20 protein-coding genes are annotated in these 22147 nt (G+C 36.7%); 1 reads left to right on the forward strand and 19 read right to left on the reverse strand.

All coding sequences use genetic code 11. The annotated features are described in order from the left end of the window. The first annotated feature begins 32 nt into the window (after positions 1 to 32). On the forward strand, positions 33 to 926 hold the full coding sequence (locus tag ACFE6N_RS01330) for a LysR family transcriptional regulator (RefSeq protein ID WP_378933039.1): 894 nt from the start codon (positions 33 to 35) through the stop codon (positions 924 to 926). Here the strand turns inward: ACFE6N_RS01330 and ACFE6N_RS01335 are convergent, their stop codons facing one another. From ACFE6N_RS01335 to ACFE6N_RS01425, 19 genes are all read right to left on the reverse strand, one after another. Further along, positions 927 to 1388, reverse strand: a complete 462-nt coding sequence (locus tag ACFE6N_RS01335; RefSeq protein ID WP_378933043.1) for a hypothetical protein — start codon at positions 1386 to 1388, stop codon at positions 927 to 929. It lies immediately after the preceding gene. Between the two features lie 118 nt (positions 1389 to 1506). Further along, positions 1507 to 2469 (reverse strand): hypothetical protein, encoded by a 963-nt coding sequence (locus ACFE6N_RS01340; protein ID WP_378933046.1) that lies wholly within the window; start codon positions 2467 to 2469, stop codon positions 1507 to 1509. A 1072-nt stretch (positions 2470 to 3541) separates the two neighbouring features. After that, positions 3542 to 4324, reverse strand: a complete 783-nt coding sequence (locus ACFE6N_RS01345; protein WP_378933048.1) for a hypothetical protein — start codon at positions 4322 to 4324, stop codon at positions 3542 to 3544. A gap of 64 nt (positions 4325 to 4388) precedes the next feature. Beyond that, on the reverse strand, positions 4389 to 5171 hold the full coding sequence (locus tag ACFE6N_RS01350) for a hypothetical protein (RefSeq protein WP_378933050.1): 783 nt from the start codon (positions 5169 to 5171) through the stop codon (positions 4389 to 4391). Positions 5172 to 5264: 93 nt separating this feature from the next. Beyond that, positions 5265 to 6200, reverse strand: a complete 936-nt coding sequence (locus ACFE6N_RS01355; RefSeq protein ID WP_378933053.1) for a hypothetical protein — start codon at positions 6198 to 6200, stop codon at positions 5265 to 5267. 2 nt (positions 6201 to 6202) lie between these two features. Then, positions 6203 to 7177: a hypothetical protein gene (locus ACFE6N_RS01360; RefSeq protein ID WP_378933056.1), complete on the reverse strand. Its 975-nt coding sequence runs from the start codon at positions 7175 to 7177 to the stop codon at positions 6203 to 6205. A gap of 172 nt (positions 7178 to 7349) precedes the next feature. Then, the gene (locus tag ACFE6N_RS01365) at positions 7350 to 8114 is read right to left on the reverse strand and encodes a hypothetical protein (RefSeq protein ID WP_378933059.1); all 765 of its coding nucleotides are present in this window, start codon (positions 8112 to 8114) and stop codon (positions 7350 to 7352) included. 2 nt (positions 8115 to 8116) lie between these two features. After that, positions 8117 to 8791, reverse strand: coding sequence for a hypothetical protein (locus ACFE6N_RS01370; protein WP_378933062.1), 675 nt, complete (start codon positions 8789 to 8791; stop codon positions 8117 to 8119). 10 nt (positions 8792 to 8801) lie between these two features. Next, entirely contained in the window at positions 8802 to 11528 is a 2727-nt protein-coding gene (locus tag ACFE6N_RS01375; RefSeq protein ID WP_378933065.1) for an OmpA family protein, read from the reverse strand. 26 nt (positions 11529 to 11554) lie between these two features. Continuing rightward, entirely contained in the window at positions 11555 to 12034 is a 480-nt protein-coding gene (locus tag ACFE6N_RS01380; RefSeq protein WP_378933068.1) for a DUF4280 domain-containing protein, read from the reverse strand. Positions 12035 to 12046: 12 nt separating this feature from the next. Then, the gene (locus ACFE6N_RS01385; RefSeq protein WP_378933071.1) at positions 12047 to 13036 is read right to left on the reverse strand and encodes a hypothetical protein; all 990 of its coding nucleotides are present in this window, start codon (positions 13034 to 13036) and stop codon (positions 12047 to 12049) included. 344 nt (positions 13037 to 13380) lie between these two features. After that, complete coding sequence (locus ACFE6N_RS01390) at positions 13381 to 13551, reverse strand: hypothetical protein (protein WP_378933074.1); 171 nt, start codon at positions 13549 to 13551, stop codon at positions 13381 to 13383. Between the two features lie 2 nt (positions 13552 to 13553). Next, positions 13554 to 15416 (reverse strand): type VI secretion system Vgr family protein, encoded by a 1863-nt coding sequence (locus ACFE6N_RS01395; protein ID WP_378933077.1) that lies wholly within the window; start codon positions 15414 to 15416, stop codon positions 13554 to 13556. Between the two features lie 350 nt (positions 15417 to 15766). Then, positions 15767 to 16162 carry a type VI secretion system tube protein TssD gene (gene tssD / locus ACFE6N_RS01400; protein ID WP_090983662.1) on the reverse strand — a complete coding sequence of 132 codons (396 nt, stop codon included), beginning with the start codon at positions 16160 to 16162 and terminating at the stop codon, positions 15767 to 15769. Positions 16163 to 16284: 122 nt separating this feature from the next. After that, positions 16285 to 16680, reverse strand: a complete 396-nt coding sequence (gene tssD, locus ACFE6N_RS01405) for a type VI secretion system tube protein TssD (RefSeq protein ID WP_090496868.1) — start codon at positions 16678 to 16680, stop codon at positions 16285 to 16287. A gap of 340 nt (positions 16681 to 17020) precedes the next feature. Continuing rightward, on the reverse strand, positions 17021 to 17593 hold the full coding sequence (locus ACFE6N_RS01410; RefSeq protein WP_378933081.1) for an NAD(P)H-dependent oxidoreductase: 573 nt from the start codon (positions 17591 to 17593) through the stop codon (positions 17021 to 17023). 123 nt (positions 17594 to 17716) lie between these two features. Next, the gene (locus ACFE6N_RS01415; RefSeq protein ID WP_090983658.1) at positions 17717 to 19105 is read right to left on the reverse strand and encodes a DUF5458 family protein; all 1389 of its coding nucleotides are present in this window, start codon (positions 19103 to 19105) and stop codon (positions 17717 to 17719) included. An 18-nt stretch (positions 19106 to 19123) separates the two neighbouring features. Beyond that, positions 19124 to 19570, reverse strand: a complete 447-nt coding sequence (locus ACFE6N_RS01420) for a hypothetical protein (protein WP_090983656.1) — start codon at positions 19568 to 19570, stop codon at positions 19124 to 19126. A gap of 86 nt (positions 19571 to 19656) precedes the next feature. Further along, positions 19657 to 22143 carry an ATP-dependent Clp protease ATP-binding subunit gene (locus ACFE6N_RS01425; protein ID WP_378933085.1) on the reverse strand — a complete coding sequence of 829 codons (2487 nt, stop codon included), beginning with the start codon at positions 22141 to 22143 and terminating at the stop codon, positions 19657 to 19659. Positions 22144 to 22147: the final 4 nt, after the last annotated feature.

A 22147-nucleotide genomic window follows, 5' to 3' on the forward strand; every position in this document is an offset into this window, starting at 1 on the left:
ATAAATACCAATTACATCATCACGTAATAACCATGAGTTATCAGATAGAGCTTAGGCATTTGAAATATTTTCAGGTTTTGGCGGAGGAACTGAAGTTTAGGAAGGCTGCAGACCGCTTATTTATTTCGCAGCCTGGACTAAGCCGGCAGATTAAGCAAATGGAGGAGATTTTTAATGCACCGCTATTTGACCGGAACAAGAAAAAAGTCGCACTCACAGAAGCAGGCCTTTACCTTAAAGATGAAGTAGACTTTATCTTCAGCCATATCGAAAACATTAAAAAACAGGTCAGTAATATTAATGAGGGTAAACAGGGCGAACTCCGCATTGGATTTTTGGGTTCTGCAGCACAAAAAATTGTACCTGAAGTGATCTTTAAACTGAACAAAGATTTTCCGGAAATCAGCACCAATCTGGATGAAATGCCCAATAAGTTACAGATCGAATTACTGGAAAAAGATATGCTCGACATCGGTTTTGTAAGAATGCAGCAGTTTAATCCTGGCATTTCTAAACACATGATCCATCAGGATACCTTTTCGCTGGTATTGCCTAAAAGTCACCCGATGAAAAAGGCCAGTTACGAAGCGGTAAAAAAACTGGGCGACGAACCCTTTATCTTTTTCTCGAGTGAGGACAGTCCTTTTTATTACGACTTAATGATGAGCATTTGTGAGGATCATGGTTTTAAACCCAAAACCTATCATAAATCCGTTAATGCGTTAACAATTTTTAAACTGGTAGAGGAAGGCTTAGGTATTGCCATTGTACCCACCGGCTTACAATATGGCTACCAGGAAAATGTAAAGTTTGTAGAACTTACCCATATTCCGCAGCGAACGGAACTGTATATGATCTGGAAGGAATCTAACCGGAATCCTGCGTTAAAAAATGTGATTAAATTACTGTTGAAAGATAATACTTAGCTATTTCTGCATCAATATCTTATGCTTCAACATTACTCTTTTCAAACCTAAGCCTTCCCTACTATAAACAAGTTTCGTTTGCTTAAAGTGTCCACCCTCATCCTCAGTCATCCATATAAAACTATTGTCTAAATCCAGATATTTGGTTTCAATGAGCGTAGGAAGGTACGGCTTTAATAAGCTGAACATTAGAGTGATGATTTCGTTTTCATAAACCCGGTAAATTCTAAACTTTTCTGTATTAAAAACTAAAAATATTTGAAATAACATTTGATAAAACCAGGATTTCCTGGTTAGTTCATATTGTACTGGCTTATTAAAGTAAGTAAATAGTTTATGTTTATTAAAACTTCGATTATAGAAAATAATGATGTCATCAATTGAATCAATAGCAATTTTTTCCTTTAAAAAAAATGTTTGAATAATCAGCTCGTTATTTTCTAAATAGATTTTATAAAACATATTTTACAATATAAATTATCTTATTAAAAGTGCTTCCAAAGTCTTATTATTCAAGTTCGATACCAGAAATAAAAAGTTAAGGACCTATTTTAATAAAAAGATAAAAAACTTTCTTTTATCATCTGATAATTTCGAGTTTATTGGTACCTGCTGGTTTGTGAAGATAAAAGGTGTGAGATTTTGGCACCATACTTTTAGCAGTCTTAGAAATCAGCGGAGCATATCCGAATGTAAGTGTATCTGCACACACCAAAGTTACCACTCTCCCATCTCCAAAAAATTTTAATTCTGCTTTTGTACAGGAGTATATAAAATTTCTTTTTTCAGCAGCATAATCAATCATATTCCTGGTAAGCTGATTTTCAATCTCTTTGTCCCAGGGTTTTGATGCTGCTTCTTCATCAATTGCAGTTCTTACTAATGAAAGAAATTTATTTCTATCACCCTCTTTCAATACCTTTTTGTAATTGTTATAAAATTCATCAACTTCTTTACGAAGGTTTGGATCGTTATTTAACTTTTTACTTTTGCTCCAGCCCACAATTTTCCAGTTAACATCTTTCTCATCAACTACAAACGACGTTTTATACGCTGTATATGGCAACGGTTTATCTAACTTTGGTGTTTGATAGGTTAATGTTGCCCATTTATATTCTTTTCCTTTCCCTCTAGCATTTAACTGATCAAGCATCGTCATGGGCTCTTTGTTTTTTGTGATTTCTATTTTAACAAAAGCGTTTTTAGGTAGCTTTGGAGCAAAATGATTTTCCTCTTTCTTTACAGGGAACATTCTTATGGTTACCTCCTGTTTTCCCGGCTTCAAGATATATTGATTGAGATCTACCGTTAAACCAGATCTTTCGCCTAATCCAAAATAAGTAACTATCGGCATGTCATTCAACAATATTTCATACGAACAGTCTAAATGCTCATGCTTTAATTTAAACAAAACACCTTCCTTTTGATAGTCTGTTTTCCCTGCGATTTTATTTTCGGCAGCTGTATCTTTTTTATCCTGTGCACAGGATGGTAAACTTAAACAAACTCCTAGTACAATCAATTTTATCAACCTATCTGTCATTTCCTTTATTAAAATTTAATTAAGCGGTCTTCTTATTTGGATTTACACATCTAATCCACAAACCATGCACCAAATATCTCTGATTGGTTTTTCCCAAGTAATTATTTAGCAGTTTTTCTTTTAGACCTATAAATTATTTTAGTTAAAGGGCCGATAATACTTAGATAGAGAAAAGAAAGATTAAAGGCCAAACAAATTATGATTAGTGCATCGGCTTTTTTCTGTAGTAGAACTGAAATAAAATACAAAAAAGCTGAGATTGGGATGGTTAATATAAATGCGAACAAAGACCTGACAAACTGAGTCCTGGCATGATCAAAAGCGTTTATGAAATCGTAGTAAAAGCCCATTATATTTAAACCAATAAATATAACAGCCATCATCAGTAACCCAAAGCTTTCAATAATATACTGGTTGGCTACTGTAATGATCTCAAATACACCAGCGATTGAATCATGTAATATTAATAAAGGTATCCCAAAAACGGCGAGTAGCATACCAACATAGACGATCCAGAAAAATGATTTTTTAGAGATCGTTTCAGTACCACTCTGCTTATAGCTTTGAGCAATCGTTTTTTTAAAACGTGAAGGCCTGAAACTATATAAAACTATAAGGAAAAAATAAAATTCAAGCTGAAAAATGGTCAGCTGATAACCATCGTTGGTATTTCTTATCAGGGCTTTATTTGGGGCCTGGCTAATGAAAGAATAGAATAATGAGCAAACAGCATAAAGCCTAAAAAGCAGGAAATAGCAAAATATGACAATTGAAATTCTTTTGACGATCATGCTTTTAATAAATACCGCTATCAAATTTACACCGTTTACATGCTATAAGCATCGACCTGATAGATCTTTTTCGAAGTCATTTGCTCTTTCTCATGACCTTTCGTAAAATTTACCATTTCAGGGGAGGTAAAGCCTGTATATATCTTGATCAGTAAGTGATTGTTTCATGATTCTTAATTCACATATACATTTACCAATCAATTTCATTTCTAGGTTATATTTGGAATGTCGCAATCCAAAAAGATAAAAACGAAGTTAATTTATGCGTTAATAAAAATTATCTATCGGATAATTTCAAAAGAATTTTTGCCTTTAGGCAGATGAATGTAGAAAGGAAACCCAAATTCTTCATTCGTCTCCTTTTTTAGATAAAAAATAACAGGTGATGTATTCTCCCTAACTAAATTCACTATTCTATTTTTCGCATACAAAGATATCTGTGGCGTTTCAGGAAAATCCTGCATGATATAGCCTTCAGCTTCCAGCATCTTAAAGATATTATTTAACCCAGCTATATTATCTTCGTCGAGGTACATGGACACATCTGTTTCTTCATATCTTTTTTTTAAGAGCAAGGCAAGACTGTTTACATCCTTATCTTTAAAAAGGGTATAAATACGGCGGTAATAGTTATGTATCCGTTCAAGAGCAACTTCATTTTTAATATCGATTATACTTGCATCACTCCAGCCTATTAACCGGTAGGGTACTTCTGCCTTAAATTCGCCTATTGATTCTAACATCGGCAATGTATCCCTTTTAGCCTTTGGCATTTTATACTCATATACGGTTGTCAGCTGCTCCTGATCCATTGTAGAAGCATCAAGGTATTGGATTTTGATAATGGCTTCGGCTTCATGATGTATGGTTTGTGAATTTTTTAAAGGTTTGAACCTTACTTTAACCTGCTGTACACCACTGCTTAGGATAAAATGGTTAATAGGATAATTTGAGTAAATGCTTCCCCCATCGTTATAAGAAAAGGCAAGCACATCATTGATCAAAATATCAAAATTTGCTAGTGAGACATTAAAGTCTACTAAGTAATAAGGTTCTTTCATCATTAGTAATTTATGTACAAACTAACTATTAGTCTTTGTTCGTCGGATACCCAAATTGGGTGATCCACTATTTTTTAAAAAGGTGGGCAAAGGGACTATCATATTCTTTTAATAGTGGTTTTGCGTATTCTTGAACAATGTGGTCCATATAAGCTCGTTTGGTTACAATCTTAACAGACATATTGAGATTTGCGTTTGTCGGATCTATTGTTATGTGGGTAAGTATATCATTTTTGCTCCAAAAAAACTGCTGAGGATATTGTGTTAACTTATTATCAAATTCATCTGCTACCTCCTTTACATAGCGTGGTAATGCATTTTTTAAAACATTAGCGGTTTCGCTATCTGAGCCTATGAATTTTCTTGTATCATAGGAAATCGAATCGGGGGCGCCGTAAGTTTTAAGCAAATCTTTAAGCAAACTTACAGCATCTCTGTTATCTGGATGCACGCTTATAAAGCTCACTAAACCATTATAGGTCACAACTTTGGTTTCTAAAACATCTGCAATTTTAGCCTTATAGAAAGTTATGTTTTTTTTACCTGCAAAATAATAATATACTACTTTTTCGCCTTTATCAACTAGTTGAACACCATTTTCTGTTGGCATTTCAAAACGTCCACGCTGTTCTTTGATATTATCGGTAAAAGCTGAAAGATCAATATTTGGCTTTTGACCTACTATAAGATCTTTTAAATCGATTTTCTTTTGACTACAACTCCATAGCGCCAAACAAAATAAAATGACAGTAATTTTTTTCATGTAACAAGAAAACTGTACCATAAAAATATAAATGTGTAATGGGTTAACTTTTATAGCTAACCAAGCAATTTTCAATTGAAAACTCATTTAATTATCAGTTAATTGAGCAGACTGAAAAAAATGAATTAATAACTTTGAGAAAGTTCTTATGATAGATCATTTAAACCAGATCACTTATATTCATTTTAATTGCTTAATTATTTTCTTGATTTCCATATTAGATAGATGTAAAGATTTTACCTGCCCTATGTTTCTTTTATCAATCTTCGTAATCAGCATAGTTTCTTTGTTTAGACCTGTTTCTTCAACCTGATCGGTTATATTAAGCTGATTGTTTTTCAAAGGATTGTAGATTATTTTTCTGGATAAAATCTGACGATCTTCTGTATTCCGGTAAATATCCATTTTAACTGTGCTAGAGTTGATATAACTCATTTTCTTACTAAAATGCGTTTCCTCTGCTGATGTAGCTTTAACTGATGCCAGTTTGCTTTGGTTGTTATATTGATATTTGTAATTCCAGGTGTCTTTTAAGTCCGACTGATTCCGCGGTGTTGTTATTTTCGCGTGTTGAATAATTCTATCCCATCTTGCCTTATTCTCAGATAATAAGGTTGGGTAAATATCGCGAATAGAGTAATCCTCCAGATAATCTTCTAAAAGATCAAATAAATCAGCAACAGCATGGTTAGAATTTACTTTTTGTTTAATCGAAGCATAAAATTTCGGATATAACACATATTTATCTTGTTGATTAATGAACATAGCATGTTCGGTGTCAGAAAACGTAATTTGCAATTTATTAAGTATTTCAGCATCACCTAATATAGATTTAGCGGTTAAACAGAGTCCTTTACTATTACCTGTTAAAAAATAAGTCTTGGCTTCGGAGACAACACTTTCAGCAATTTTATATACAAAAAGACTGTCCTTTGAACTGTTTTGAATATATAATATCCTAGAAGTATCTCTTTCATGCTCTTGCTCAGATTTAACTTCCGTTAATTGCGTTAATAAAATTCCGTTATAGGAATTAGCTTTTTTAAGTAATTGTTGTGCATTTACGGAAAAAACAATCGAAAAATGGAGTATAAATACCGGTATTAGCTTATTCATATTTATTTTGCAGTTACAGCCGTTAAACGGTTGGGTGTTAATTTCCAGAATATACTTTTCCCGGCAGTAATGGTAGCGGAAATACCGTTTGTAGTTTTTACATTGGTTTCGTAATAAAAATTTCCACTCGTCCAGTATTGCTGGTCTTGAAAATCGGCTGATGGAATGGCATATTTAATTCTGTCGGCCACTTCAACTTCTTTAAATTGTGGTTTTCCATCCGCTCCGTTTACCTGCTTGCCATCAGCGCCAAGTACTGGTTTTTTAACTTTCTTTTTCAGGTGTTCATGTGTACCCTGATCTGTATTGGCATCATGGTTACCTTTATCTTTATATCTGGCTGAAGTACCATTTGCAGCAACAAAATCATCGTATACGGCTTTTGGAATTTCAACGAATTTATACTCATCAAATTTATTTTGCCCCAACTTATTGTATGGGTTTGTTTCAGAATTACCCCAAGCAAGAAAATCAGTTCCATCCCAAAATTCGGCCCCATCTGTAATATCTTTAACACCGAAACAAACATCCAGTACTGCATATCTGGCGAGTTTTGACTTTTCATCATTTTTATCCGGTAGTTCTTTCTTATTTGGCACGGAAGAGTAACCGGAAGCAAGTAGTGAGCGCCATGTTTTTTTGGTGGAAACAGCCCTGTTACGACTTGTAAAAGCTACACACCTAAGCTCTTTTATGTCAGCATTACCAGATTCATGACTCACAATGTAGGCAATGTAGCGGAAATCTGAATGCGAAAGTGCTTTACCATCATACTTAACCATGTTTGCATCCACATTTAAAGACTCCCAATTTTTTGCTGCTACAGCCTGATCATATTTCTCTTTGGTTGTCGTAAATATTTTAGCACTCCCAGCAATCCCACCAAGATATTCTCCTTCACGTGTATAATAAACGTATTGTAAGGTATCTTTAGGATCTTCCTGTGGTTTATAATCACCAAATTTAACATTCGACATAAAAACTAATTTACTGTTATTTACAAACCATTTTTAATAAATGCTTAACCTATTCAACATTTAACACTTCAATTTTAGCTTCCAAACTGTTATTATTTAATCAGCATACTCCGATATTTTAATAATTTGAGACCTTTAATTCTACCTACATGTATTTTGTTGTAATTAGAGATCAGATTACTTCAAAAATCATTTTCGATTTATCCATCATCACGTTCAACTCTACATATATTTCTTCTCCCAATTCTGCATTCACTAATTTAATTGCGGGACTTCCCAATGGATTCCTAAATGAAACAACTTTTCCATTTTTTAGAAAATAAGGAATTGCTACTATGCTATCATCGAATTCGAAACCGTTTTCCATATCCTGAAATATAGAATTTAAGCGGGCTTCTGATTGCTCCTGATCAAGATACATCATAGATGCAATGTTATTTTCTTTTTTAGAGAAGACTTCTCTTATCTTATCATACTCTTTTCTTTTGAATAGTGATTTAACAGTTGCATAAAAATGGGCTAGTCTCTCTTCTAGCTTATTGATATCTGTTAAATTAACGCCTTCCGCCCAAGATGCAATTTCATATGGCATTATCGCATTAAAGTTTGTTTGAGCTTCGTAAGAATGTTTCTTGCCATTATCTTTAAAATCAGGGGTAAAGGCTTTTATATCGTTCTTAAATTCGAGGGTATGGCCTGAACTATATTCGATAATCTTAAATCCAGTTGACGGTTCTAAGTGAAAAACTCCTTCATTAAGTGAGTCTAAGGTAATTTTCACTTTTTGATTCCCAGATTTAAAAATGCCATGATTAAGTGGCAGCATGCTGCTCATACCATCTTCAATAGCCAGATTCAGTACTTCGAGGTCGTTAATTTCAACAATAAACCTACATGCAGATACAGAAAACTCTAAAAGATAATAGGGTTTAGACATGATTATTGTTTTAAGTTATTGCTCTGTTTATATAAGTCGTTATTGGTTTCGCGGAGGAAATCCAAGTAGCTTAAATTACCTGTTTTATGTTTCTTATATTCAAGATATGCTTCATAATAGCCAAATGACCCTCCAATTCTTGATGACAATAAAGCTTCTTCGCCTTTAGCAATACCGTCAATATAACCTATTTTTTTTCCATCACCGTTTATTCTCGACAATAATAAATACGTAACACCATTTTTATTAGAAATAAAAACTCTAGCACGTTCTTCGCTATCTTTTCCATCGTCAAAAACGAGTTTGAACTGGCTTTTATCCTTTAGGAGGAAGGCTAAAACTTTCTGCATAGCATCGGGCGTAAACAGGTTTAAGGTATAACCCTGAAAGTTTTTACCTTCGTCCTTCGAGAAAAAACGGGCTATTGCCTCAGAACTTGAAGTTGATTTAGGAATTGACAATCCGCCGAAAGCTATACCTCCTTCAGCATCAGGAATATAAGAGGTATACTGTATTTCCCGGGTTCCAATACCGGCACCAGAATTTGATAATTTTAAAGTTTTTAACTGATCACTTTTTGTAGGAAGGGGTAATTTCTCTAAATCGAGATTCTGACCTTGACAAGATTGAAATAAAAACGGAATACACATCAACAAAATAAAATTTAACTTTTTCATTTGGTAATTATTAGCTTTTTGTTTTATAAGTAATAAATTCTGGCGATCTGCCCGTAAAATTAGCTATACCCTGCATTACATCGTATGCCTTCCAGAATGTCCGGTTTTCAGTAATGTTAATCGGTTTCCAATCGGCAGATACTACCTTATAAGATAGCCCAACTTCCAAGAACATCGCCACTTTGGCAACACAAGGATCAAGGATCAGGCCAGGTTTTAACAAAAGACCTTTGTATGTATCCCACTGGAAATTATATGATCCGCGGATGGCTACACTGGCTTCTGCGGTTAATCCACCCTTGGCAGATGCTTTGCCATATTCTAAAAACATGGCTTTCGCGCTGGCAACTATTCCGGCTTTTAATGTTACACCAATTTTAGATTCGATCTTGGCTTCTGCCTGCAACTGATCTGAAGCAGTATTTATCTTGGCGTTTTTGAGACCTCCGGCTATTGAGCCAACAAATACAGCATCGATGTACATATCCAATTTAGCTTCGGCATATTTGGATTTAAAACCTTTTGCTGCCCACTCTTTGGCATACATAAAAAGATCTGCTGCCACTGTATTACCAGTTGCCGCTACTGATGCTGCGGTAACCACCAGTCCCAATAAGTCAAAAGTGACTTCCACACCAATAATTGGGTCAAAGTATACATCAATTAAAAATTCTGTACCGATCTTATTGGTTTCTACACCTTTACTTTTACCATGTGCCAAGTACCAATCTACTGAAACAGCAAACTTTGGTGCAAGAATTGATACCGTTAAAGGCAATTTCCCGGCAAAAGGCATTTTTCTTACTCCACCTTTTGTAGCGGTGCCTAAGGCGCGTGTAATATCGCGCACTGAAGTAATGATGTTAAAAATATCCTTAATCTTGCCCTCAAATTTGAGGGTGTAATTATCATTTCTGGTAAACTTGCTGCCATCATGATTCCAATCGGCATTTAACTCTACGCCCCATTCAAAATCACTTGTTTTGGCATCATAACTAGTACCCAGTTTTTGGGCCGTTTCTTTTAATTTTTCATATCGCTGGCTAATTACTGGAATATTACTCCAATCCACATTCAGCGGGCTAGACATATTTACAAAAAACTTAAATTTCCAACGGATATCTGAATATACATTCACTTGAACGGTTGGCCTGTTTTTATCACTAAAGTATCTGCATGAATTAATGTAATAAAAAAACTGCTTTGGTGCCTGCGAGTGTGGCATAAAGTAATCAAAGGCGAATACTTTATTATCCATGGGTGAAAAAACCATGTCATCTGCCTTTTTATTCTTTTGTACTACTGTCGTAACGTTCAAAGAATCGGTATTAGGACTAGTTTTGCTATCTAATTTTTTCAAAATAGTAGCCTGGTGCTTACTACCAGATAATATACATCCTTCTGGTGGCGTATAGTTGTCAACGTTAAGTGTCAGCTTTTTCTTTAACGACTGACCTGGTCCGATGGTTTCAAATAGAATCGTTTCTGCATTATTCTCAAAGATTTTGAATTTGATGGTTACCCGCCTATTTTCTGCATGTTGACTGTCAGTAATATTCTCTCCTCTATGGATTAATGCCCGTTTACCATATCCTCTTGCACTTATCCTTCGGTTATCTATACCTTTTTTAACTAGGTATTCTACTGCAGCCTTTGCTCTTTTGTTCGACAATTCGTCGTTAAAGGCATCCGTCCCTCGAATGTCGGTATGTGCACCTAATTCAACCGGCAAATAAGGATTCTGAAATAAATATTCAGCCAGTTCATTTAAGATTGTTTGTGCTTTTGACGTGACATTCCACTTGTTAAAATCAAAATGGATCGACATGGATTTAGAGAAACCATCAGATTTTATCCCTTTTAATCCTATTTTCCCTTCGTCGAAAAGTAAAAACCTCGCCCCATCATTGATTTCAATTTTGGTAAAGCCGCAAGGTTCGTAACGTTTACCATTTACAGGTTGCTGACCAACTTTACCGGCAGTATTGGTTCTGGGTGGGGCTACATTATTGGTTATTTTACGGCCTTGTATTCTCAAAAAGCGGGCATGGTATTTATCTCCTCCAGAATCCAGAATCAATTGCTTTGTGTCCTGATCTTTTACTGTAATAAAAAACTCACGTAATGAAACATCATTGGTTCTAGAATACCACAAACTCGTGTCGCCAATGGTGATATTTACCTCCCCTCCTTCACAAGGAACATCAATATAAGTTTTTACATGAATATTGTTACCTATTACTCGATTATAGACATCGATAATCAGTTTATTGCCATTTAAGCCCTCCGTTTCTATCCAAAGTACAACACTATCACCATATTGGATAGGTGTAGCTTTCAAAGATTCACCGCCTTCCGTTATCGACCATTTCGACCTGATAATTAATGGTGGTGCATATCCACGTACATACACACCTGCCGGGTTCTTATAGTCTCTTTCACCTGAAAGGGAAGCTTCTATATAATATTGCTGCTTACCTGATAGTTTTTTGTTGATGACAAAATTTTTCAATCTTTGACCTGAACCAGGATATTTTTTAATGATAGATTTGCGTTCATTATCTTCAAGCATCCATTGAACAAGTGATTGATCCGTCGCATTCGTATCGGGTAACCATTCAGATACAACGAAATTCACAGGTGTACCTCCCTGCAGAACAAAGCCATTTGGAATGTTAATATTCTTCATCCTGACTTGATGGGCATCTAAAGCTATTTTCTTTACTCCTCTAGGCATCAGTTATCGTTTTTTATCTATCCGTTTTATTTTACTACTTCTCCCCCAAAACCGGAAGCGTCTATCGGTTTTCCATGCCCATAAGTGGTTAATGGATTAATCGCAGATTGAACTTCCTGAGGAGAATTCTCAAAATTTGATGCGCCAGGTTCCATTACCTGACCATGGAATACAATCTTTATGCAGTCTGTTCCTCCTATCGGGCATGTGGCTTTGCTATCTTCCAGCAAGATTTTACCCTCATTGCTTAATACGGTATCAGTATAAAATCCCGACCATTTGGTAACAGCTGCGGTACATGGTTTATTATTCATTTTTGAGCAGGATCCAAACATATTTTTCTCAAAAGTTGTACCGATGTCCTTATCTGTTGCAATAAGTTTCTTCGATCCATCTTTATCATTTACATATTCTTTCTGCTGTGTAAGCACCTTTAATTTATCTGGGGCTGTACCGAAATTACAAATACAAACCGCCCCCTGAACCACAATATATTTTTCAGCCATAATTGTATCCTTTTATCTAAAAATACTCTTCCAGATACTTTTCTTTTTTGATCCCTGATCTGCTATCACTAAGCTCGATCCAGTTACTTTTTTTGCAGTCTGTTCGAAACTAAAATCCAAATCCTGTCCATTATCCTTTAAACAAAAAATATCGAGTTTAACATATTTCTGATTTACTGCCGATTCGAATGTATACACGGATTTTATCATCCAAATTTGTTTATTGTGCGGGTGCAATAGATATCTGCCAGTATAGTTTCCTGCATAATTTTCAGTATCTCCATCTTCTATTTTACCGTTCACGTTTATTTCAATCATACCCAGATCGTTAAAATGCGGGCTTAAAAAAAAAGAAGATGAATAACCAATGTTCCTAAACGGCAATATTGGGAAATATAATGCTGAAGCCGGTTCATCCTGTATATAATAATTTTTATAAATTGGTAGAAAAAAAGCATTTAGAAACCAATCCTGATCTTTAAGGGCAAGATTAAGAACAAATGGATCATTGATGTTTTTTTCCATCCTGTCCATGTATTCGTCTAAAACGGCACCTTCAAAAGTTCGTCGTATTTCTGCTTTAACAGTTTGCCATCTGCGTTTAATATCTGAAATATTTTGAATCTCAGATACTTTTCCATGAGCATCTAAACCTACATGCATGGGATAAAAAATCGTGCTTACTTTATATGCCAGTTGATCAGCAATTAGATCAGGTTCAATTTCGTTAATATAAACCGGCCCTGTACGGTTAATGGCAAAGGATGTAAAATTTTCTACAGTATTTTCGAGTCTTTCAACTTGTAATTCGTATTTAATTTCGTGGATTTTTTCATCTGCATACATTTCCATTCGCAATCCATAATCCATTTTATGACCTACAGGCCATTGCGGTTTAAAGCGCCTGTTTTGTAGTACACGTGTAGCAGCAGTTGGGGTTTCTGGATTGACCTCAACTCTTGATAAATTATCAAAAAATATACTTTTATCTTTATCAAACATAGTTTAAAATATATTTATCAATCCTATCCGTACCAAGTGGATGATCTACTGTATATATCAATCGGTGCATTATTTCCTAAACTGTCCATTATACCTACTCCCTGTTCAGATAGCGTATATAAATGCTTATACTATATCGGTAAAAACTTCTATCCAGATGGTTCATTTTGCACTTTACCCTGTTTATTTCATCATTCTTTTAAAAATCAACCTCTTGTCTTTTTCCAAGAACTAAAATATTCTTTAATGAGAAATGAGAATTTTCATTTACAGCATATTTTTAATAGGTTTTGACTAGTAACATACTATTTCTTGCGCTAAATAAAACCTCAGCTTTTTTACCATTACTTATTTCCTTCTCCAACAATTTTTTTATTGCTGGCCAAAACTAAATTATTATACATCGCCTCAATATTTAATTTATCGGCTATTTTCTCTGTCTTTAGTCCCACAACCATACTATAATCAGAGTTAACTTTAATTCTCATATTATTTGATTGCTTTATAATTCCCATAATTAGAATAATTTAGATTTTTCAGCACTGTTTATCTCCACCGTTTTGCCACTCTGCAAACTCATATTCTCCTTTTGGCTGAACATAGTAATTTCATTTGCCAACTCATTAGACGTTTCCGCCTGCCTGATGAAATCTTTGGTCACAAATTCCGATCTTTTATCTGAAGTTTCCTGAATATCGCCCGTAGCGCTAAGTGAATAATTATTACCAGCTGTGGTACCGATATCTTTATTAACAGTTGTTGTTTGATTATTCCCAACACTTGTACTTTGATCTTGCCCTACACTTACATCCATATTCTCCTGCACATTAATCTGCATATTCTTACAGTTCAAAGTCATGTTCTCCAAAGCGGTAATGGTGATGTTATTGCCTTTGGTATCGATATGGATGATGTTATTATGGATATCGGTAATTTTTATTCCCTGTGTGCCGGCATCATCATCGAACTCAACCAGGTGACCGCTCCGGGTAATAATACTTTTAAGGTGGTTTTTAATTAAAGGACTGCTGTCTACGCTGGAACTATGATAAACACTCCCCATCACTACCGGCCGCGCAATATTGCCTTCTTCGAAAGCAATCATCACCTGATCATCTATTTCAGGGATAGCGAAATAACCCCTGTTATTACCCCTATCCCCGATACCTGCACTTGGAGTAACTACACGCAGCCATTCCGTAACATCATTGGTTAAACATTCCCATTTAAATTTCACCTTTATCCGGCCCTGGCCCTGCGGATCGTTATTATCGATTACATCTGCCAACTGCATATCGGGCTGCGGTTTTTCAAAGTTTTTTACCAGGATACGTTCGGTAGTGGATATTCTTCCCTCAAAATTATTATGGTATTTACCATTCTCATCGATGTGGTGTTTGATACTGGTAATCAAAAATTTGCCCAAACTTTCGGTAGTAAATGCCATTTCTTTTCTAAGGCTCATCGTAATTTCAGCGATACTTCCGATGCTCAATCCTGCATTATCACCCCGGGCGGTAACTTTTAAAAGTTCACTGGTATTGGCCTTTTCTTCATTTTCAACCAGGTTTTTGATATCGTTGTTATTGCCAACCCTGATTAAAGCAGGCTGATTAAAAGTTTTGCTAAAAGTTAAGTTGGAAGCTTTAACCGCGTGCGAAAGATCAGGGGTTCCTTCTACCTTGCCCGTACTTTCACTTTGCAGCATTTCGTTCTGCCTGGGATTATAGGAGAACCGCTTGTTTTTGATCGGCGCGATTTCCATGGCATACTGCATTTCCTGCACATCTCTACCATAAAACAAAGATATTTCTTTCTGTATATTGGGTTTACCAAAATTAAGCTGTTTACCATCGTAAAAAAACCACTCGTGGTATTCGGCTGAGAGACGATTTAAAAAAGCAAAATCACTCTCCCTATATTGAATAATATAATCAATAGATGAAGTTCTGGCAGCATTAGCCACAACCTTTAAATCGTTAGCGGGGGTATCTTTCGTAGCCAGTTTTACGATCTCATTCAGATCTTTATCCAGATAAGAACCCAGATCGGGCCCACGATCAATTAAAATGGTGGGGCTATAACCGCTTACGATTAAGACACCATGGTAACCATGGTTTTGTGATAGCTCGACTTTAGAGACCAGGCCTTTAAAATTCTGCATACCTTCTGGCGAATGACCAAAGGATGCGGTTAAGGTTTTGCCTACGAAATCGCGGCTATCATCTAAAGTGATCAGCCCGGGCGCACCCATCTGATCGTGGTTGAAACGCAGCTCAAAATAATGGTGTTCGTTAAAAGCCTGTGTGAGACTAAAGGAAGCAAAATGGGTAATTTCCTTATCCTCTATATTGATTTCTGCAATGAGTTTCTTTTCCATATTGATTAATCTTGATCACAAAAATTACCTAAGCTAAATCCAGTTGCCGGGTTTTAAAGCATAACTCTTTTGATAAAAATGATTCCACTTTTATAAAAAGACTCTTCGGATGATCTTTGTGTGCGTATGCCAAACCAAACACTTTACCAGACTGGTAATTGTTTTCTACTGCAATATATTTGCGTTGGCCAGACATCATTGAGCTTTAATGTAAAAGTAGCTGACGGGATAACCCCACTACCGTTCGAAGATAATTTAGATCTACTATATAGTAACAGAATTGAAGCGCGTTGAACTAAATACGCCCCGAAAAATCGGGGCGCATCAATTAATTGATATGCATAAAAGGACTAAGCCTTAGGCCAATCGTTTTCATGCTCGGCATTGCCTAGTTTCAGCTTACGCGCCGATACCACAAAACTTAAAGTCATAGGTGTATTGTCGTTTACTGCAATACCTTCGTTATATTGGATAATGTAACCATCTTCAAAAGACAGTTCTTTCATTTTTGCATCTTCTTCGCCTTTTTTAAAGATGATGTTGCCTGAAAGCGGCTTGTATTGGTTGTTCACCATCGATTCGATTACGGAAGTATCTTCTGTAGATTCGATTTCGATGTGGATGGTACCACCATAAACGCCTGACGATGGACGACCTTTTGCGTCAACATCTCTATTTAATGAAAAGCTGCACTGTAGTACATCAAATTCTTTTGATCCTAAGTTTAAACGGGTTTTGAATGCCATTGTAGTAAAATTTAAATGTTTTTAAATGAATGAATTGCGCTGAGCGGTTGCCGTAGGGGCATGGCGTATGGCGTTAGGCGTTTAAAGCCTTACACCTTCTACCTTCCTACCCTCAACCTCAATTAGGCCTTCGGCCAGTCGTTAAGGTGTTCTGCATTTCCTAATTTTAGCTTGCGGGCCGAAATCTGGAACTTAAGCGTCATTGGATGATCGCCCACAATGTTTATCCCTTCGGAATATTTAACAATGTAGCCATCTTCGAAATGAACTTCTTTCATTTTGGCATCTTCCTCTGTTTTCTTGATCAGAAGGGTTCCTGTAATAGGTTTGTACTGGTTGTTCACCATCGCCTCGATAATTGAGGTGTCTTCAGTTGATTCGATCTCAATGTCGATGGTACCGCCGTAAACTCCGGAAGAGGGTCTTCCTTTTGCATCTACATCACGGTTTAACGCATAGGCACAGTGAAGCACATCGTACTCCTTGCCCGAAAAATTTAATCTAGCTTTGAAAGCCATAGTTTTAAAATTTAAAGGTTAAAAATTTGATTATCAGTAGCCTCCGCTACTTTTTAATGTCGACCAAATATCAGGCCAAACGTGCCATATATTGCCTATCAGTTATAAGCAAGCAAAGTTTTTAATATACCGGATGGGCGTTTATCGCCTAAAAACGCAGTTATGAATTGCATTTTGTGGAAAAACTGTGGAAAAACCTAAACTATATTTATTGTAACAAATACATTAGAGTAGTTAAACGCACAACAAAAATGTAGCGATTATACACGAAGTGTAGCATTTTAGGACAAGTTGTTGCCAAAATGAAAGGCTGAACTTATTAGAAATAGACTATAGCCTCTTAAATCAGCTGCGATCCAAATTTCTCCATTTTAGCCAACCATTTCTGGCTGTAGTGATTTTCAAGCGAATGTAGTTCGCCTATAGTATTGGTCAATACCGGACTCATTTTACATTTTTCAAAAACCACTTTTTTGATAGAAAGGTAAGTAGTTTTTTTATTTGCTTTCCACTCCTTAAAAGTGGCTTCATCTAAAATGGATACAATTCTCGCCGAGCGGCCACTGAAGTTATTATTCACGTTTTGTTGCTGCGTAGCAAAAACCTGATCAGGCATAAACAAACGGTCAAAAAAGCCTTTAATCTTTGCCGGAATATGATCCACATACACCGGACAAAAAAGTACAATATGGTTGCTTTGCCTGATTGCCGTTAAGGCTTTCTGCAAATCAGGCTCTAACTCGGCAATCTGTCTATTGTTAAATAGCTTGTTGGAGTTAAATATCAGATCGATAATGGCCAACTCCCTAACGGTAGCGCCAGCACCTTCCGCACCTTGCTTATAAGCGTTAATCAGGAAATTTGTAGACGCGTTTTTTTCGATATCCCCATTCAGGATAAGTACTTGCTTCATTTTTTTTGATTAATCTGATTGGGCTGATGCATTACAAAATTATAAAGAATTTGTTAAGTGTTATGCATACCCCATAAAAAAACCCAACGCCAGGGTTGGGTTTTTATTTTCAGCTATCAAAAACTATTGCTGATTATATTCTGAGCTCCAGGTGGTACTTTCATCTTCACCTTTATGTCCGTCTAGTTTTACCACAAAACTTTTGGCCGGGAAATACGGTGTAATGTGGATATCCAGGTGAATTCTGTCTTTTTGCTGTTCATCCCTTTCAAAACGCATAATCTTGAAACGCTCAATCAAACGGTCGGCACCCTGGATACCATCCAAAAATTTAACAATCTGTCCGCGAAGATCTTGTTCGGTTTTGGAAGTCCAGTTCTCGAAAGCCCTTCTGTTCAGGAAATCAAACAATACTTTTGTAATATAATCGAATACACGCACTACTGAATAGGTTTGTAAACCAATATTATCGCCATTAAATAATGTTTTAGCTGAGAAAGCCATAACTTTACCGTACTCATTAACCATTGGCACTAAACCTACCCGCTCTAAATGAGAGATTTCACTTTTCTTTAAATCGAATTTCACACCATCAACTTCATTGATAGCACCATGTTTTTTACCCGCCGTAACCTGCGACATCAGGGTATAGTACATTTTACCGGCTAAAGCTGCCGATCCTGGCACGGTAAGATCATCTTCCTCTCCTACCTCTGCTACTTTACCACGACCTACCAGCCAGTTACAGGTCATGATTACGTTCGATCTAAAGGCATCTCCGCCGGTGAAGTTTGCGGCGGTAAATAAATCAAGTACATCGTCCGGCTGATCCAAATCGGCAAAATCGGTTACCAGCATCGCTTTATTGTTGTGTGCGATCTTAGCCCATCTTTCCAGTACTTTATTAGATCCCATATAACCCGGAACAACCATCAATGAATAGTTGTTACGAAGATCCAAACGATCGTAATTCTGCTTTAATTCATCATCTACATACTCTATGAAACGCGGATTATCAAGATCTTTGATCTGATCCATTGAAGCATTTAACAGCACCACATTTTTCAGTTTGTCTGACTCGGTATTTTTATAAAATAAATGCACCGAACGATAAGCCTGTTCCAGTTCCCTGGTACTTTCTAACGCGGTAGCAATGTTCTTATTTAAGTTTTCTTCTGCAGCATTCAGTTTTTCAGTACTTTTTTCAACCATATCGGCCACCGAGCCGGAAGACTCCAGTACTTCTATCCAAAGCTGGATTTTCTTTTTCAACTCTTCGCGTTCTTTCTTCTTTTCGTCGCCGGTTAAAAAAATCTGTTTCCGTGCTTTTCTTTCCGGATTTAAATTCTGAAGGCCATCCACTGTTGCTTCCAACAAATCGAAACCGCCCACCCTGGCCAGTTTTTCTAAGTTATCTTTAAGCGATGTTTTTTCTATGGTTTTACCTTCTGCCGGTCTAAAACCTGCTTCGGATATATTTTGGTCTGCTTTTAATTCTTGAGGATTTGACATGTTTTCTCTGCGTTAAGATTATTTATTTTGCTCCAATTCATCCACAAAGTTCTTCAAAGCACTGATGAAGGCCGATTTAGTTTCTTCATCATCCAATGTAGCTTTTAAGGTTTTGTTCGATTTTAACTGCTTAATCACATTAAGCGACATCTCCCGCTCAATGTTCACATCGGTGAGGTAGTTGCTTTGATTGATGATATTTTTGACACCGAAATCGCCCAGATCATTAAAATTTAAGGTTTCGCCAACGGTAGATCCATCCTGCTTTTCAAAAGCTACTTTTACATTTGGTTTATAATGGGCAAATACTTCCTTAACGGTTTTTAGTCCTTCTACCTTTTCAGGTTTTATGGGTTCGTTATCGGTAAGTTTTTGTACGAAAAGCGTTTTATTATGGGCAATCTCTGCGAAGGCTTCTGAGGTATCAATTTTCCGCTCGTTACCTCCAATTTCATAGTTAAACATAATATGTTGATTTAGATTTACGATTAATTTATACTAATAATATAATAGTTAACATTTTAACTCAATTTTTGTTCCAATATAATGGCTTATGGCTGAATAATATTCCACTCTATTTTATCTTCTTCAGCATGTTTGCTTACTTTAATCTTCGATCCTTTTTTAAGCTCGCCAGAAATGATGTATTTGGAAATCGGCCTGCGCAATAGATTTCTGATCACTGCTGATAATTGCCTTGCTCCATATTTGGGCGTAAAGCCATCTAAAGCAATCATTTTCTTGGCATCTTCTGCTATTTCAAATTCGATACCCATTTTGTTCAGCGACTGTACCAAACTGTTTAACTGAATTTCAAAAATGCGCACCACATTACTTTCGTTAATTGGTGCAAACGGAACAATTTCAGAAATCCGGGCTAAAAATTCAGGGCGGAAATGCCCGGCCATAACCTCCATTAATTGGTTTGAAGCCGGAATCACGCCTTTTCCTATCTGTTCTGCGATCCATTCGCTGCCGATATTTGAGGTAAAAAGAATAAGCGAATTGCTAAAATCTCCCTCTTTTCCTAAACGATCGTGCATATGGCCTTCATCCAGAATCTGCAGAAAAGTATCGAAAACCGAAGGGTGTGCTTTTTCAATCTCATCGAACAATAGTACCGAGTAAGGCTGCTGCCTGATTTTATTCACCAACAAACCACCTTCTTCATAGCCCACATAGCCCGGGGGCGCTCCATAAAGCAGGGCTGCACTGTGTTCTTCTTTAAATTCTGACATATCGAACCTGATCATTGCCTTTTCATCATTAAATAAAAACTCGGCAATTGATTTGGCCAGTTCGGTTTTACCTGTACCCGTTGGACCCAGCAAAAAGAAAGACCCAATTGGCTGTCCTTTTTTGTTTAAGCCACTGCGCGATTCCAATATGGCATCAGAAACAGCTTTTAAAGCCTGATCCTGACCTACTACCCGTTTTTTAAGGTATTGTTCCATATTGAGCAGTTTTTCCTTCTCACCAGCCTGCAGTTTCCCCATTGGGATGCCTGTTTTATAGGCCACTATCGAAGCGATATCCTGTTTAGAGATGCGGTCGCTTTTTTCTGCAGCATATTTTTTTAATTCTTGTAGGCTGCTGTTGATATAACCCTGGTATTCATCAGCGGTTTCGAAGGCGTCAGTCTGTGTTTCATCTGTTAAACGCCCCAGTAAAACCGGACTTAATTTATTTTGAAGTAAGGAATAAAGCCATTTATAATCTGCAAAACGATCAGCTTCTGATTCCTCTGTATTGGCATTTAATGTTTCTAATTCTACCTCCAAACTGTCAATGGCCTGGTCGGAGGTATCATTCATCATTTTCATCGCCGCCATGGTCCGGTCTAAGAGATCAAAAGCTGAATCAGGCAGCCTTCTGTCTTTCATATAACGCTTGGCCAAACGCACACATTCCCCTAAAGCATCCGGCTCAATGGTTAAAGCATGGTGTTCTTCATATTTAACAGCCAGTTTCTGCAACATTTTTATGGTACTTTCTTCATTTGGTTCATTTACCTGAAGTACTTCAAAACGCCTGCTAAAAGCCTGCTCAGGCTCAATAATCTTACGATACTCATCAATAGTGGTCGCCCCGATCACAGTGATTTCGCCACGGGCAAGTTCTGGTTTCAGTAAATTACCAATCCCAGCCCCCAAAGGACCTTTACTGTCTAATAAGGTATGGATTTCATCAATAAAGAGTACTGCTTTTTCAAACTGTTTTATTTCTTTAATAATGTTTTTTAAACGGTCCTCAATTTCTCCCTTATAAGATGCACCTGCAATTAACGATCCTAAATCCAATTCGAAAAGCTGAACCGGTTTTAAACGATCGGGAACGTTCTGGTTTACAATATCAATCGCAAAGCCATCAACCAATGCTGTTTTGCCTACACCGGCATCGCCAGTTAAAATAACATTGGGTTTGGTTCTGCGGCAAAGGATTTCCATCATTTGCCGGGTTTCCTTGTCACGACCAATTATGGGGTCTGTTTTGCCATCTCTAACCATTTGCAAGCGGTCCAAGCAATATTTATACAGCGCATTGCCTGTACTTTTATTTTCCGGACCAGCACTTGTTTTATCCGGCGAAACTACCTTCGAAATTTCTTCATCCTTTACATAGAGATCCAAAATTTCGCGTTCTTTGATCGGAAATGATTTTAACTGATCTGGCTGAAAGCCGATACCCGGTTTTGCCAGTGCGGTTAATACACAAACCGGGGTAATTAAATCTAACCCGAGTTTAATACGCACATTATCGGCTTCTTCAAAAATCACCGCAATTTCCGGGGCACCGCTAACGGTATCACTAAGGCTTGCCGCTTTTGGTTGTTCATCTATCCGAACTTCAGCCCATTCGCTGATATACTCCTCATCTTTACCGATGGAAGTGATAAACGATCTTAAACCTACATCTTTATGCATTAATCCTTTTAACAGATGAGCTGCAGAAAACACTTCGTTTCTGTATTCCTTTGCCAGCGACTGCGCAATATGCAAGGCTGTTTTTACCGATTCACTTAAATTTGTAACTGCCATAGCC

Source organism: Pedobacter sp. BG31 (assembly GCF_042464845.1).
Classification (GTDB): Bacteria; Bacteroidota; Bacteroidia; order Sphingobacteriales; family Sphingobacteriaceae; genus Pedobacter; species Pedobacter suwonensis.